Annotated in this window: 16 protein-coding genes; 8 read left to right on the forward strand and 8 right to left on the reverse strand. The window is 59.4% G+C overall.

Annotation, left to right across the window (positions count from 1 at the left end; translation table 11 throughout):
• Positions 1-66 precede the first annotated feature (66 nt).
• Positions 67-579, reverse strand: coding sequence for a non-heme ferritin (ftnA, locus tag AC6I7Z_RS03050; RefSeq protein WP_048780956.1), 513 nt, complete (start codon positions 577-579; stop codon positions 67-69).
• Positions 580-1,022: 443 nt separating this feature from the next.
• Here ftnA and AC6I7Z_RS03055 point away from each other — a divergent pair, with 443 nt between their 5' ends.
• Genes AC6I7Z_RS03055 through AC6I7Z_RS03065 form a run of 3 tightly spaced genes read left to right on the forward strand, consistent with a single transcriptional unit; the run spans position 1,023 to position 3,271 of the window.
• Positions 1,023-1,694 (forward strand): nucleoside recognition domain-containing protein, encoded by a 672-nt coding sequence (locus tag AC6I7Z_RS03055; protein WP_497813097.1) that lies wholly within the window; start codon positions 1,023-1,025, stop codon positions 1,692-1,694.
• Positions 1,684-2,157, forward strand: a complete 474-nt coding sequence (locus tag AC6I7Z_RS03060; protein ID WP_497813098.1) for a YjiG family protein — start codon at positions 1,684-1,686, stop codon at positions 2,155-2,157. Before AC6I7Z_RS03055 ends, AC6I7Z_RS03060 begins: the two co-directional genes overlap by 11 nt.
• Before the next feature lie 10 nt (positions 2,158-2,167).
• Positions 2,168-3,271, forward strand: coding sequence for a M20 peptidase aminoacylase family protein (locus AC6I7Z_RS03065; RefSeq protein WP_497813099.1), 1,104 nt, complete (start codon positions 2,168-2,170; stop codon positions 3,269-3,271).
• 33 nt (positions 3,272-3,304) lie between these two features.
• Here the strand turns inward: AC6I7Z_RS03065 and AC6I7Z_RS03070 are convergent, their stop codons facing one another.
• The 7 genes from AC6I7Z_RS03070 to AC6I7Z_RS03100 form a co-directional block, all read right to left on the reverse strand.
• The gene (locus AC6I7Z_RS03070; protein ID WP_497813100.1) at positions 3,305-3,979 is read right to left on the reverse strand and encodes a DUF1989 domain-containing protein; all 675 of its coding nucleotides are present in this window, start codon (positions 3,977-3,979) and stop codon (positions 3,305-3,307) included.
• A 13-nt stretch (positions 3,980-3,992) separates the two neighbouring features.
• Positions 3,993-4,658 carry an amino acid ABC transporter permease gene (locus tag AC6I7Z_RS03075; protein ID WP_497813101.1) on the reverse strand — a complete coding sequence of 222 codons (666 nt, stop codon included), beginning with the start codon at positions 4,656-4,658 and terminating at the stop codon, positions 3,993-3,995.
• Entirely contained in the window at positions 4,658-5,308 is a 651-nt protein-coding gene (locus tag AC6I7Z_RS03080) for an amino acid ABC transporter permease (protein WP_497813102.1), read from the reverse strand. Before AC6I7Z_RS03080 ends, AC6I7Z_RS03075 begins: the two co-directional genes overlap by 1 nt.
• Before the next feature lie 6 nt (positions 5,309-5,314).
• A complete protein-coding gene (locus AC6I7Z_RS03085; RefSeq protein ID WP_497813103.1) occupies positions 5,315-5,962 on the reverse strand; it encodes an urea carboxylase-associated family protein in 648 nt (215 codons plus the stop codon).
• Positions 5,946-6,575 carry a DUF1989 domain-containing protein gene (locus AC6I7Z_RS03090; RefSeq protein WP_497813104.1) on the reverse strand — a complete coding sequence of 210 codons (630 nt, stop codon included), beginning with the start codon at positions 6,573-6,575 and terminating at the stop codon, positions 5,946-5,948. Before AC6I7Z_RS03090 ends, AC6I7Z_RS03085 begins: the two co-directional genes overlap by 17 nt.
• Before the next feature lie 3 nt (positions 6,576-6,578).
• Complete coding sequence (locus AC6I7Z_RS03095) at positions 6,579-7,415, reverse strand: transporter substrate-binding domain-containing protein (RefSeq protein WP_497813105.1); 837 nt, start codon at positions 7,413-7,415, stop codon at positions 6,579-6,581.
• A 252-nt stretch (positions 7,416-7,667) separates the two neighbouring features.
• On the reverse strand, positions 7,668-8,519 hold the full coding sequence (locus AC6I7Z_RS03100; protein WP_497813106.1) for a MurR/RpiR family transcriptional regulator: 852 nt from the start codon (positions 8,517-8,519) through the stop codon (positions 7,668-7,670).
• A gap of 299 nt (positions 8,520-8,818) precedes the next feature.
• Between AC6I7Z_RS03100 and prfC the strand changes: the two genes are divergently transcribed.
• From prfC to AC6I7Z_RS03125, 5 genes are all read left to right on the forward strand, one after another.
• Positions 8,819-10,402, forward strand: a complete 1,584-nt coding sequence (gene prfC / locus AC6I7Z_RS03105; RefSeq protein ID WP_497813107.1) for a peptide chain release factor 3 — start codon at positions 8,819-8,821, stop codon at positions 10,400-10,402.
• 259 nt (positions 10,403-10,661) lie between these two features.
• On the forward strand, positions 10,662-11,276 hold the full coding sequence (gene osmY / locus AC6I7Z_RS03110; protein WP_033752389.1) for a molecular chaperone OsmY: 615 nt from the start codon (positions 10,662-10,664) through the stop codon (positions 11,274-11,276).
• A gap of 99 nt (positions 11,277-11,375) precedes the next feature.
• Positions 11,376-11,537 carry a DUF1328 domain-containing protein gene (locus AC6I7Z_RS03115; RefSeq protein WP_065426276.1) on the forward strand — a complete coding sequence of 54 codons (162 nt, stop codon included), beginning with the start codon at positions 11,376-11,378 and terminating at the stop codon, positions 11,535-11,537.
• 216 nt (positions 11,538-11,753) lie between these two features.
• Positions 11,754-12,806: a patatin-like phospholipase family protein gene (locus AC6I7Z_RS03120; RefSeq protein ID WP_084883326.1), complete on the forward strand. Its 1,053-nt coding sequence runs from the start codon at positions 11,754-11,756 to the stop codon at positions 12,804-12,806.
• Positions 12,803-13,579, forward strand: a complete 777-nt coding sequence (locus AC6I7Z_RS03125; protein ID WP_497813108.1) for a TatD family hydrolase — start codon at positions 12,803-12,805, stop codon at positions 13,577-13,579. The genes AC6I7Z_RS03120 and AC6I7Z_RS03125 overlap by 4 nt, the downstream gene beginning before the upstream one ends.
• The last annotated feature ends 121 nt before the right edge of the window (positions 13,580-13,700 follow it).

Genomic DNA, 13,700 nt, shown 5'->3' on the forward strand with positions numbered 1-13,700 from the left:
CGGGCCGAGCGAGCATGGATGCCTTGAGCGACTTTGCGATCGGGCCATCCTGCCCGCGCAGGCGCCTCAGCCATTAGCGCCGTGGCTTTCCGCATTCATACGCGCCAGATCTTTATCGATCAGGAACAGGCCTTCGCCTTTGTTGCCCACCAGCGCCAGCTTATCCAGTACGGTTTTAAACAGCTTCTCTTCTTCGTGCTGCTCAGCCACGTACCACTGCAGGAAATTAAAGGTGGAGTAGTCGAGAGAGGTAATGGCCGCATGCGCCAGCTCGTTGATTTTACGCGTGATCAGCTTCTCGTGCTCCAGCGCCTGCTCCAGCAGCTCCGGCAGCGAGTTATAGGCGACCGGCGGCGCGGCGATAGAGCCCAGCACCGGCATCGCGCCGGTATCGCTCAGATAGTCGAACAGGCGCTGCATATGCTCCATCTCTTCGCGGGAGTGCTCTTTCAGAAACGCCGCTGCGCCTTCCAGACCTTTATCGCTGCACCACGCGCTCATCTGCAAATAGAGATTCGCGGAGAAAAATTCGAGGTTAAGTTGATCGTTAAGACGCGCGGTCATTTCAGCAGTCAGCATGAGCAATTCCTTTATAGAAGCAGAATAAGTAAACAGGTGAGAAGTGGTGAATTATGCACCATGAGGCGTAGCGAAAGATAGTTTTTTACTTAAAAATTACAATTTATCTAATTGATTTAAATAGAATTATTCAGCTATTTGAATGCGAGCGATTATCATTCCTTGACCAGTTAGGCTTCGCACTACGTCGGTGCGCCACCGTTGCGCATTGATGGTGCAGGGCGGCTTATTTTCTGTGGCGATGCAACAAGCGCGCGATATTCGCCGCGCCACCCTGCCGCTGACAAATATAAAACGATGCAGATTTAATCGATTATTTATTTAACAGCGAAAGAGAGGAAAACTTTATTTTCAAAAGAGACGTTATGCGGCGGCTGGCATAAATCCTGCAACCGTCAGAGTTCCATATATCGCAACTGATAAACTATGCGCAGGGAATAACCATGTCTGAAGAAAAAATAACGCTGACAGGCGAACGGGTTTCAGCCAGCAAAGGAAGTTATCTGGCGCTGATTGTGGCTATCCTCTTTTTTTCAGGATTGCTCTACCAGGTCGACGGCTTCCACTGGCTGGGCGCCTTTGACTTCACCACGCTGGGCGGCAGCTTCGGCACCATGAAGGATCCCGCCAGCAACACCTTTCTCGGCGCGGGCGGACTGAGCGCCAAAGCGGGCTTTCTCTTCGCGCTCTCGCTGACGCCGACCGTCATGCTGGCGTTGGGCGTGCTGGAAATCTTTACCCACTACGGCGCGATGCGCGCGGCGCACAGGCTGCTGACGCCGCTGCTGCAGCCGCTGATGGGGCTGCCGGGGCGCTGCGGGCTGGCGCTGATCACCGATCTGCAGAGCACCGATGCGGGCGCCGCGCTGACCAAAGAGATGTATGACCGCGGTCAGGTAACGAAAAAAGATATTGTGGTGATGAGCGCCTGGCAATATTCCGGCGCGGGATTGATCAATAACTATTTTGCTATCGGGTCGGCGCTGTTCGCCTCGATGACGCTGCCGATTATTATTCCGCTCGCCTTAATGTTCGTTCTTAAATTTGTCGGTGCGGCGCTGACGCGTTGTGTGTTAAACAGTGTTTATAGAAAGGATTTCAGCGATGGAAAATAACGGCGCGGTAAAAAGCAGTCACAACCCTTTTGATATTTTTGTCGCCGGCGCGCGCAAAGGTTTCCATATTGCCATCCATAACCTGATGCCGAACGTAGTGATGGCCTATGTGCTGGCAGAAGTGCTTAATTTACTCGGCATTATGCCGTTCCTCGGCCAGCTGTTCGCGCCGGTGATGGGGCTGTTCGGCCTGCCGGGCGAAGCGATTACCGTTCTGCTGACCGCCTGGCTCTCCTCTTCAGCCGGAACCGGCGTAGCGGTAAGCCTGCTGACGAAAGGGGTGCTGACCGGCGCGGACATCACCATTCTCGCGCCCGCCATTTTCCTGATGGGATCGCAGCTGCAGTACATGGGCCGCCTGCTGGGCGTGGCCGACGTGCCGAAAAAATACTGGCCGCTGCTGATGCTGGTAAGCGTCATCAATGCGGCGATCGCGATGTTCGTTATGCGTCTTTTTGTTTAGGAGAGAAGCGGTGTCAAAGGTCTTAGAGCACTATCACTATCTGCATGAAATTCCAGAACTGGGCTTTCAGGAGTTTAAAACCTCCGCCTATATTGCCGATCAGCTTGAGAAAGCCGGGCTGAAGGTGACGCGCAATATCAATCAGACCACCGGCATCGTGGCGGAGATCGACAGCGGCGTGCCGGGTCCGGTGCTGGCGCTGCGCGCCGACATGGATGCGCTCGGCCATATCATCGACGGCGTCGCCTGCGCGCGCCATACCTGCGGCCATGACGGCCACTCTTCCGTGGTGCTGACCGCCGCGCAAGAGCTGCTGGCGGAAGGCGCGGTGAAAAAAGGGCGGCTGAAAATTCTCTTTCAGCCAGCCGAAGAGCTGGGCGCCGGCGCGCTGGCGATGGTAGAGGGCGGCGCGCTGGATGATGTGGAGATGATCTTCGGTTTCCATTTGCGGCCGCTGGAGGAGTGCGTGGTAGGCCAGGCGACGCCCGCGGTGCTCTACTCCGCCTGCTCGACGCTGGAGGCCACCATCAAAGGCGCGCCCGCGCACGCCGCGCGTCCGCATCTCGGCGTCAACGCGCTGGACGCGGCGGTGCAGGCGGTCAATGCGGTCAACGCGATTCATCTCTCGCCGGGCCTTAACTGGAGCGTGAAAGCGACCCGCTTTCTCTGCGATGCTGGCGTCACCAACTCAGTGCCCGACGAGGCGCGCGTGGTCTGGGATCTGCGTTCGCAGGAGAACGCGCCGATGGAGGTGCTGAAGGAGAAGGTCACGCAGGCGATCCAGCACAGCGTCGCGGCGCTGGGCGCATCGGCGCAGGTGGTGGTGCTGAAAGAGATGCCGGCGGCGGAGATCCATGATGAAGCGACGGCGGTGATCCGCGCGGCGATTACCGAGGTGCTGGGCGCTGAGGGATTGCTGGAGGCGAAAACCACGCCGGGCAGCGAGGATTTCTTTTTCTATCCGGTCAAGCGCCCGCAGGTCAAGGCGGGCTTCTGGGGGCTGGGCACCAACCTGACGCCGGGCCTGCACCATCCCGACATGCGCTTCGATCTCAACGCGCTGGAGATTGGGGTGAATATCTTTAAATCCTGCGTAAAAAGGGTGCTGGGATAAGCAAAAAACGCCCGCAGGCGGCGGGCGCTGTGATTATGCGCGCGGCACCCATGGCCCCTGCAGCCCTGGCTGCGGGAAGCCGTTGGTAAGGATGCGCAGCTCTGCATCACGCGGCGTATTATCGCCTTGCCCCTGGATGCTGACGATATCTTGCGGACAGGCGGAAAAGGCCACATAGCAGTCCATCTCGGCGCGCAGAATCACGTAATCGCCCGGCTGCGTTACCACGGGCAGGGTTTTCAGCGTGACGCCGTCCGGCTGAACCTGGATATTCATAAAAATGTTAAAGGAGGCCAGGTTGCCGTGCGGCAGCGTGACGCCCAGTTCCGCCATGGATTCAAACAGATTGTCGTGACAGTTGCGGTGAGGTTCGGTGCAGCCCAGCAGTTCATAGCGGCGCGCATCGCAGGCCGCCATAAAAGTGTCATGTACGCCCGGCGAGGTGTCCGCCACCAGCGTCAAAATCGGATGGCGCTGGCTGGTGATAAAGCTGTCGCCGACGCGAGGGTTGAGGCGCTGATTCCAGACGCGCGTCGCCTCCATCGACATATATTCTCCGATATCCGCTGCGTTATAAGCCCAACAATCCACCACCTGCGTACCGTGCAGATTGATCACCTGCACCGCCTCGCCCTGTTTGAGAAAAATGGCTTTGCCATGACGCGCGGGAATGCGCTGTGCGTCGCGCTGCTGAAATTCAGCCAACATAATTCGCTCCTGGTTAGTGTTGCATGCCGCGACGATAGCGCGTCATGCGGAATTCAAGACGGCGCGCCAGCCAGTCAATCAGGCTGTTGAGCGCCCAGTAACAGATCGCCACCGTGAGGTAGATCTCCAGCGGCGCATAGGTCGCGGAGATCGCCTGTTTCGCCGCATACATAAACTCCTGCACCGATACCACCGACAGCAGCGCCGAATCCTTGATCAGGCCGATAAGCAGCCCAGCCAGCGGCGACAGCATTTGCGGCAGGGTCTGCGGCAGCACCACGTCGCGCAGCTGCTCGGTGCGGCTCAGCCCCAGCACGCGGCTGGCTTCCCACTGCCCCTTCGGCAGCGCCTCAATCGCGCTGCGCGCCACCTGAGCGATATAGGGGGCGTAGTAGAGCGTCAGCGCCAGCACGCCTACCTGGGGCGAACTGAAGGTGACGTCATACTCCGGCAGCACAAAATAGAGCAGATAGATCACCACCAGCAGCGGCAGCGCCAGCGTCAGGCCGCTATAAAGCGCCAGCAGCCTGCGCAGCATAAGGGGCGCGCGCATCAGACCGGCCGCCATGATGCCGCCCCACAGCAGCGAGCAGAGGGCGGCGAGGGTGCAGAGCTGCAGCGTGGCCGCCAGCCCCTCGCCCAGCGACGGAAGCGCCGCGTAAATTGCCTGCCAGTCCATCAGGTCGATCTCCTGTGCGCTTCCAGCCAGCGCGCGGCGCCGATCAGCGGCAAGGCGATAAGCAGATAGCCCGCCGAAACCAGCAGCAGCACCTGGGTGGCTTCATAGGTACGGGCGATCACAATCTGTCCGGCATAGGTCAGCTCGGTCAGCGCCACCACCGACGCCAGCGGCGTGGTTTTCAGCAAAATAGTAAACTCGTTGACCAGCATCGGCAGGCTGGCGCGCATCACCTGCGGGTTAATCACGTACCACCAGGTGAGCCAGCGGTTAAGCCCCAGCGTTCGCGCCGCCTCACGCTGGCCGCGCGTCACCAGACTCTGGTTAACGCGCAGGATCTCCGCGACATAGGCGCCGCTGTTCAGGCCGATCGCCAGCACCGCCGCCAGCATCGGCTGGCCGCCTAAGCCGAGGCGCGGCAGGGTAAAAAAGACCACGAACAGCTGCACGATGGCGGGGGTGCCGCGCATCAGGCTGACGTAGAGGCGGCCTGATGCGCGCCACAGCCAGAAACGCCGCAGCTGGAGGAAACAGCCAAGCTGGCCGAGCGCCAGGCTAAGTATCGCCGCCTGTAGAGTCAGGAGCAGCGTCATCAGCAGGCCGCGCCCCAGTTCGGGCAGGGCGCTCAGCACCTGTTCATCCAGCCCCATCGCGCGCTACTCCTCGTTAAAATCCGACAGGTTTTCCGCCACCGACAGGCGCAGCGGCGCAGGCTTATCGTTGCCTTCAATGCCGGTATTGCAGGCGGAAACGATAAACTGCGTATCCACGGTGACGCGGCAGATAACGCTATCGCCGGCGCGCGTCTGGTTCGGCTCCGGCAGGATCTCGCCCGCGCGCGTTAGCCTGACGTGCATAAAGAGATTGATGGGATCGGGCAGCTTCGGCGCCGCTATATTGAGACGCGCCAGCTCGCGGCGCACCGCTTCGACGCAGCCTTCGCCCTGATAGCCGCGCGCCGCCAGAAACGCGCGCGTTGAGGCAGGCAGCAGCAGATCGTGGCGCTTCACGCTATCTTTGCCCAGTACCATCATCGGGCGACGGCGGTTATTCACCAGCCGCATGCCGGAGCCGAGCAGGTAGCTGTTGCTGAAGACGCGCGTATGGTGCGCCGAAAGCCATACCGCCGGATCGGCGAGGCTAAAGCCGAACAGCGACGCCACCGCGCCATCTTCCAGCGCGCTGATGCGCAGCAGCTGGCCGCGCAGCGCCCGGATCGAACCGACTTCGCCCGCCGCGACGGTGAGCGGCGCAGCCAGGCGGCGCACCTGCTCTTCAGTATCGTTTTCACGCATTAACAGCATGGGGCACCTCCGCGGCATAGCGGTCGTGTATAACGATGTCGATCGGCGTCACCTGCAGGCCGTTGCCGGGAATAATGTCCTGCGGACAGGAGGAGACGGCGCAAATCAAATCGCATAGCGCTTCGAAAACAATATGGTCGCCCGCCTTGCTGTGCGGATCGGTGACCTCCATGCGGCCGTCGGCGGTGACGGGGCCGTTCTGAAACAGGTTGAAAGGTTCCGGCAGCGTAAAGTAGGTGATGCCGTGCGCTTTCATGCCCTCCAGCAGGTTATCGACGCAGTTGCGATGGCCTTCGACGCCAAAATCGACGCTGAATCGGGTGCGATCGCACGCTGGAACATTGGCGTCGTGGATGCCGATGGTATCGGCGACGATGCGCAGCATCGGACGGTTTTCGCTCGACCAGAGCGCATCGCCCGGCTTAAAGAAGAGCGAACGCAAGTGCTGACGCGTATGCACCGGCGAGAGTTTTTCGTCAGGGTTATCAGCGTTGACCGCCACAAAATCAGCGGCCTGCTGGCCTTCGCTGTCGATAACGGTAATAAACTGGCCCTGGCGAACGCGAAAGGTGCGGCCATGGCCAGCCGGCACCGTCAGGCAGGTGTGACACATGTTCTACTCCTGGGGAATAAAGTTGCTGGCGGGTACGGTAAAGGTGGTGCCGAGATACTGTTTCTGCAGCGCGCCCAGCGCGCCGTTTTTCTGCATCGCCAGAATATGGTCACCGATCGCTTTGTTCAGGCTGAGGTCCTCTTTACGCGTCGCCCAGGCCATCCACTGCGAGGGGCCGGCTTCGCCTGCCTGCGCCACTTTGCCGGGATATTTCTTCACAATCGGCGCGAGCACCGCGATGTCGTCAAAGACAAAATCGGCGCGTTTGGTCATCAGGGTGCTGACGGTTTGATCCAGCGTGTCGACGCTGATAATGGTGATGGGCGCTTTGCCTGCTTTTTTCAGCGTTTCATTGAAGCTTTTCAGCAGCTGCTCCGGCACGCTGGTGCTTTTGACCGCGCCGCGCAGGCCGGAGAGTTTTTCCGGCGTGAGAGGGGCGCCGCTGAACTTCTGCGCATCGCTCTGACGCACCAGCACCCCGTTAACCGTTTTGCTGTAGGGCACGGTGAACAACACTTTTTTGGCGCGCTCGGCGGTGACGTTTAGCGAGGAGCCTTCGGCATTGAAGGAGCCTGAAATCAGGCCGGGTAAAATACCGCTGAAAGCGGTCTTCTGAAACTCCAGTTTCACGCCAAGCTGCTGAGCGAAAGATTGCATGATGGCGACGCTGTAGCCGGTGATCTCGCCCTTATCATCGGTAAATTCATAGGGCGGAAAAGTAGGATCGATGCCGACGGTGATCTTGCCGCTACTTTTGATATCGGCAAGCGTGTCGGCGTGCGCGGCGTTGAAGAGGCCTGCGCTAAGCAGCGCGGCAAACAGCAGTGCGTTTTTTCTCATTATGGTGCTTCCCCGGTGTTGGTGAAATGTCATCAACAGCTGAGCAGTTTCTGTGCCACTTATGTGGCGGAAGCGCGTCCGGCGCAGGCGGGGAAGCCAATTTCCCGCTTAAAATCAAAAAGAAACAGTTGTTTCTTTTTATCAATTTTATTTTTCTTTGGTTTCTTTGATGGGGAAGCCAGCATAGCGGCCGCAGACAGGGCCGCACTGTTTTAGGGCGAGAAAGGTCGGGCAGTGCGCCAGCGTGGCGCGCTATTCCAGTTCGTCGAGCTGTTGATGCAGCGCTTCAATGGCGGCGAGGCGATCGCTGCTCGCTTTACCCATGCTGCGCGCCACCAGCGAACAAAGCAGGTTGCAGACGCCGGAAAGCGCGACCGTGCTGTCAAAAATCAGGCTGCCGTCCGTGTGGCAGCGCAGCGTCCAGCATGCATGGCGCGCCGGTTTGCCCGCCAGCGCGTCGGAAAGATAGAGCACAGGCACGTTTGACGCGTTGAGGGCGGCCATCGCCGCTTCCAGCGCAGGCATACGGCGGCGCAGCCCAACGCATATGGCTACATCCTGCGGGCCAAGCACTGCAAGGTGCTCCGCCAGCGAATCGCCGGCGCGCGGCAGCAGAGAGACGTCGGGATGCACATGCACCAGATCGCGATAGATCAAGGCGGCAATGGTCTGGCTGTGGCGCCAGCCCATCACCACCACGCGACGCGCCTGCGCAATCGCCTCGACGCACGCCTGCAGCGCGTCGCCTTCCAGCGAACGGAAGGTGTTGACCAGATTGGCGATCTCTTTTTCCAGATGGCTCTGCATCAGGCTGGCAAGCGGTGAGGCGCTGGGGGCGGAGTACAGATAGAGCGGCGAGCCGCTGTTCTGCATGTCACGCGCCTGGCGCCGCGCCGCATCGTAGCTCTCATAGCCAAGATGGCGGAAAAATCGCGTGGCGGTCGCTTTAGACACCCCGGCGCTCTGCGCGAGTTCCGTCGCAGTGTTCATCGCCAGCTGACCCGGCGCGGCAAGCAGCACTTCCGCCAGCCGTTGTTCATGAAGAGAAAGTTGATCCCAGCATTGTCGGATACGGCCTTCTAACGTGGCCGGTTTAGCGCTCATGGCGATTCCCTGAAAGCGAAAACCCTCATCCTGCACAGAGCGTGCCGGGTTGTCATCTTTTTTGACCTGCGGGAATTTTGCCTTGCCCTGTTCGCCGCCGCGCGCAAAATATTGTATGCTATGCCGCCTTAACGAAGACCAGGTAACCGGAATCGCCGCCAATGTAGAACGCGCATCAACCACCGCCTTCTGACGCCGTTGCGTCACCCTGGCTCCGTTTACCTGCCGGATTTCCGGCCATCATGATTACTCTGCAGCGTCCTCCTGTGTGACGTTGCCTCGATGAGAAGAACACACTCATGTCTAATTTCATGCAAGAGGTGGCGCGCCGCCGCACCTTTGCGATCATTTCGCACCCCGATGCCGGTAAAACCACCATCACTGAAAAAGTGCTGCTGTTCGGACAGGCTATCCAGACCGCCGGTACGGTAAAAGGTCGCGGCTCGAGCCAGCACGCCAAATCGGACTGGATGGAGATGGAGAAGCAGCGCGGCATCTCTATTACTACTTCCGTTATGCAGTTCCCCTACCGCGAGAGCCTGGTCAACCTGCTCGACACGCCGGGGCACGAAGACTTCTCGGAAGATACCTACCGTACCCTGACGGCGGTGGACTGCTGCCTGATGGTGATCGACGCGGCCAAAGGGGTCGAGGATCGTACCCGTAAGCTGATGGAAGTCACCCGTCTGCGCGACACGCCGATCCTGACCTTTATGAACAAGCTCGACCGCGACATCCGCGATCCGATGGAGCTGCTGGACGAAGTGGAGAGCGAGCTGAAAATCGCCTGCGCGCCCATTACCTGGCCTATCGGCTGCGGCAAGCTGTTCAAAGGCGTTTACCACCTCTATAACGACGAAACCTATCTCTACCAGACGGGCAAGGGCCACACCATTCAGGAAGTGCGCATCGTTAAAGGGCTGGATAACCCTGAGCTGGACAGCGCGGTCGGCGAAGAGCTGGCGGCGCAGCTGCGCGAAGAGCTGGAGCTGGTTAAAGGCGCGTCGCACGAATTCGATCGCGAGCTGTTCCTGAGCGGCGAGATCACGCCGGTCTTTTTCGGCACCGCGCTGGGTAACTTCGGCGTCGATCATATGCTCGACGGTCTCGTCTCCTGGGCGCCCGCGCCGATGCCGCGCGCGACCGACGTGCGTACCGTGACCGCGCAGGAAGAGAAGTTCACCGGCTTCGTGTTCAAGATCCAGGCGAACATGGACCCGAAACACCGCGACCGCGTCGCCTTTATGCGCGTGGTGTCCGGTAAATATGAAAAGGGCATGAAGCTGCGTCAGGTGCGCACCGGCAAAGATGTGGTGATCTCCGACGCGCTGACCTTTATGGCGGGCGACCGCTCGCACGTGGAAGAGGCCTGGCCGGGCGACATCATCGGTCTGCACAACCACGGCACCATTCAGATCGGCGACACCTTTACCCAGGGCGAGAACATGAAGTTCACCGGCATTCCGAACTTCGCCCCAGAGCTGTTCCGTCGCATCCGCCTGCGCGATCCGCTCAAGCAGAAACAGCTGCTGAAAGGGCTGGTGCAGCTGTCGGAAGAGGGCGCGGTGCAGGTGTTCCGTCCGGTGCACAACAACGATCTGATCGTGGGCGCGGTGGGCGTGCTGCAGTTCGACGTCGTCGTGGCGCGTCTGAAAAGCGAATACAACGTCGAAGCGATCTACGAAGCGATCAACGTTTCGACGGCGCGCTGGGTCGAGTGCAGCGATGCGAAGAAATTCGAAGAGTTCCAGCGTAAAAATGAGGTGAACCTCGCGCTGGACGGCGGCGATAATCTGACCTACATCGCACCGACCATGGTTAACCTGAATATTACGCAAGAGCGCTATCCTGACGTGATTTTCCGTAAAACCCGCGAGCATTAATCCGCACTGCAACAGGGCTGACCAGCTTTGGCTGGCCCTGTTCTTCCCCTCCAGACTCCTCCTAAAAACTCTGTTTTTTCGCTTAACTGGCGTGCTATCAACCAGTTATTCAAGCAAAACGCCAAACACCGACTATGATTATTCTGTCGGACGGGAAAAGAGAAATTGCTTCTCGCTTACGTCCAGCGATGCAGCAGCGCCGTTTGCTGCTGTTGCGCCCACGGTTGTGGGTGAGCTCACTGACAGAAGGAAGATATCGATGAATAAGACTAAGATTGCCCAAACGCTGATGGCGGTAATGGTTGGTTCCGCCCTGTTAAGCGGCAGCGCCCTGGCTGACGACTCGCTGACGCAAAAAGCGCAGCAAAGCGCGGACAACGCCGGTGCGAAAATCAATAGTTCTATGAAAAAAGTCGATGGATTTATGGATGACAGCGCCGTCACTGCAAAAGCCAAAGCGGCTCTGGTAGATGACGAAGCAATAAAAAGTACGGATATCTCCGTGAAAACCCACGATGGCGTCGTGACCCTGAGCGGTTTTGTCACCTCGCAGGATCAGGCTGAAAAAGCCGTCGCCGTGGTGAAAAACGTAGAAGGCGTTAAATCCGTCAGCGACAAACTGCACGTTAAAGACAGCAAATCACAAAGTATGAAGGGATATGCCGGGGATGCGGCAACGACTAGCGAAATTAAAGCTAAACTGTTAGCCGACGACATTGTCCCGTCACGTAACGTCAAGGTAGAAACCACTGACGGCGTGGTCCAGCTTTCAGGAACCGTCGCCACTAAAGCGCAGTCGGACCGCGCTGAAAGTATCGCGAAAGCCATTGAAGGCGTTAAAAGCGTTAAGAATGACCTGACTGTGAAGTCTTAACGTCGTGAGCGCGGCGTCCGCGTGGCGCCGCGCTGACAAAACAAAACCCAAACTGGGAAGAAACGAGCAGTTCGATTTCACTATGGTAAGGAGAGGCTTATGTTTCGTTGGGGTATTATTTTTCTGGTAATTGCACTGATCGCGGCGGCGTTAGGATTTGGCGGCCTCGCCGGTACGGCAGCATGGGCGGCTAAAGTTGTCTTCGTTGTTGGTATTATCCTGTTCCTCGTGAGCCTGTTTACCGGCCGCAAACGACCCTGACCGGTTGTGTCATTCTGATTTTCGCAACGAGCATGCATAAAGCGGAGACCAGCCAGCCGCCGCGCCGCGTAAAGGAAAACGCACCAGGCGCGGCGGCCGCCGCCAGATTTTCCGGCGGCAGGTCAGGAGTAAAACATGGCTGGTTCTCCGGGATGCTGTCGACCTCAAGCGGATAAACGCAACGGCAAACCTCAGAACCCTTTCTGAGGAACAGAAGTGGGTATCCGGATCCCTGTAACGCTGGGCGCGATTGAGCCCTTAGCCCTTTCCCCGTTTAAAGCGCGAAAAATCGCCCTGGTATGCGAAGGCGGCGGTCAGCGCGGCATTTTCACCGCAGGCGTGCTGGATGAGTTTCAGCGGGCCAAATTCAACCCCTTCGACCTGTTTATCGGCACCTCGGCCGGCGCGCAGAATCTCTCAGCCTTTGTCTGCGGACAGCAGGGCTATGCGCGGCGCGTTATTACCCGCTACACCACCAGCAAACTCTTTTTCGATCCGCTGCGTTTCGTGCGCGGCGGCAACTTAATCGATCTCGACTGGCTGATCGACGTCACCCAACGCGAACTGCCGCTGGCGCTGGACAGCGCTAAACTGCTGTTCGACGGCGGGCGCGAGTTCTATATGTGCGCCTGCCGCAGCGACGACTACTCGCCCGGCTACTTTGCGCCGACCAGCGCCAACTGGCACGATCTGATTAAGGCGTCGAGCGCTATCCCCGGCTTTTACCGTCTTGGCGTCGATCTGGAGGGCATCAGCTATCTCGACGGCGGCATCAGCGACGCCATTCCGGTGCGCGAAGCAGCGCGGCGCGGCGCCGACACCATCGTGGTGATCCGCACCGTGCCGTCGCAGATGTTCTATACGCCAAAATGGATGAAGCGTATGGAGCGCTGGCTCAACGCCAGCGCGCTGCAGCCGATGATCAATATCCTGCATCACCATGAAGCGAGCTACCGCGAGATCCAGCAGTTTATCGAGCAGCCGCCCGACGACCTGCGTATCATCGAAATCTACCCGCCGCATGTGCTGGCGAGCATGGCGCTGGGCAGCCGCGTCGCCTCGCTGAATCAGGATTATCACCTGGGACGGCGCTGCGGCCGCTACTTCCTGGCGACGCTGGGGCAGTGGCTCAGCGACGCCGAGCCGTTTGTGCGCTATACCACCGTGACGCCGCCCGCGCCGGTCGCCAACGCGCCCGACAATCGGCCGATTATGACGCCGCCGGTCGCGGGCAACGACGCAGACTACGATGAAGGTTCGCTGGCATGAGATTTACCGATACCCACTGCCATTTCGATTTCCCGCCCTTTGTCGGCGATGAGCCTGCCAGCATCGCGCGCGCCGCCGAAGCGGGCGTGGAGCGCATTATCGTGCCGGCCGTGGAGGCCAGCCGCTTTGCGCGCATTGTTGCGCTGGCGGCGCAGCATCACGCTCTCTACGCCGCGCTCGGCCTGCATCCCATCGCCATCGAACGCCATGAGGACGCCCATCTCGAGCAGCTGGAAAGCTGGCTGCGGCAGCAACCGGCGAAGCTGACGGCGATAGGGGAGATCGGCCTCGACCTCTATATGGAGAATCCGCAGTTTGCGCGCCAGGAGTTTTTGCTCGACGCGCAGCTGCGGCTGGCGAAGCAGTATGATTTGCCGGTGATCCTGCATTCGCGCCGCACCCACGACAAGCTGGCGCTGCATTTGCGCCGCCACGATCTGCCGCGGCGCGGCGTGGTGCACGGCTTCGCCGGCAGCCTGCAGCAGGCGCAGGCGTTTATCAAGCTCGGCTACGCCATCGGCGTCGGCGGCACCATCACCTACGCGCGCGCCAGCAAAACCCGCAACACCCTGGCGCAGCTGCCGCTTGACGCGCTGCTGCTGGAGACCGACGCGCCCGATATGCCGCTGCACGGTTTTCAGGGCGAGCCGAACCGGCCGGAGCGGGCGCGTCTGGTGTGGCAAACCCTGTGCGAACTGCGCCCGGAACCGCCGCAGGTTATCGCCGAGGCGCTGTGGCGCAATACGCGCGAGCTATTCAAGCTGCCCGACTAACCTCTCCTCATGTGATAATAGTAACATCGCGCTTCTCTGCGTTATAATGACGCTATTGCTAACAGTTCCTGACGGCGGTGTGATGAAATCCACATTATCTGCCGCTTGATATTGTTAGAAT

The sequence above is a fragment of the Pantoea sp. X-Soil-MYKO-1289 genome (genome assembly GCF_059730625.1).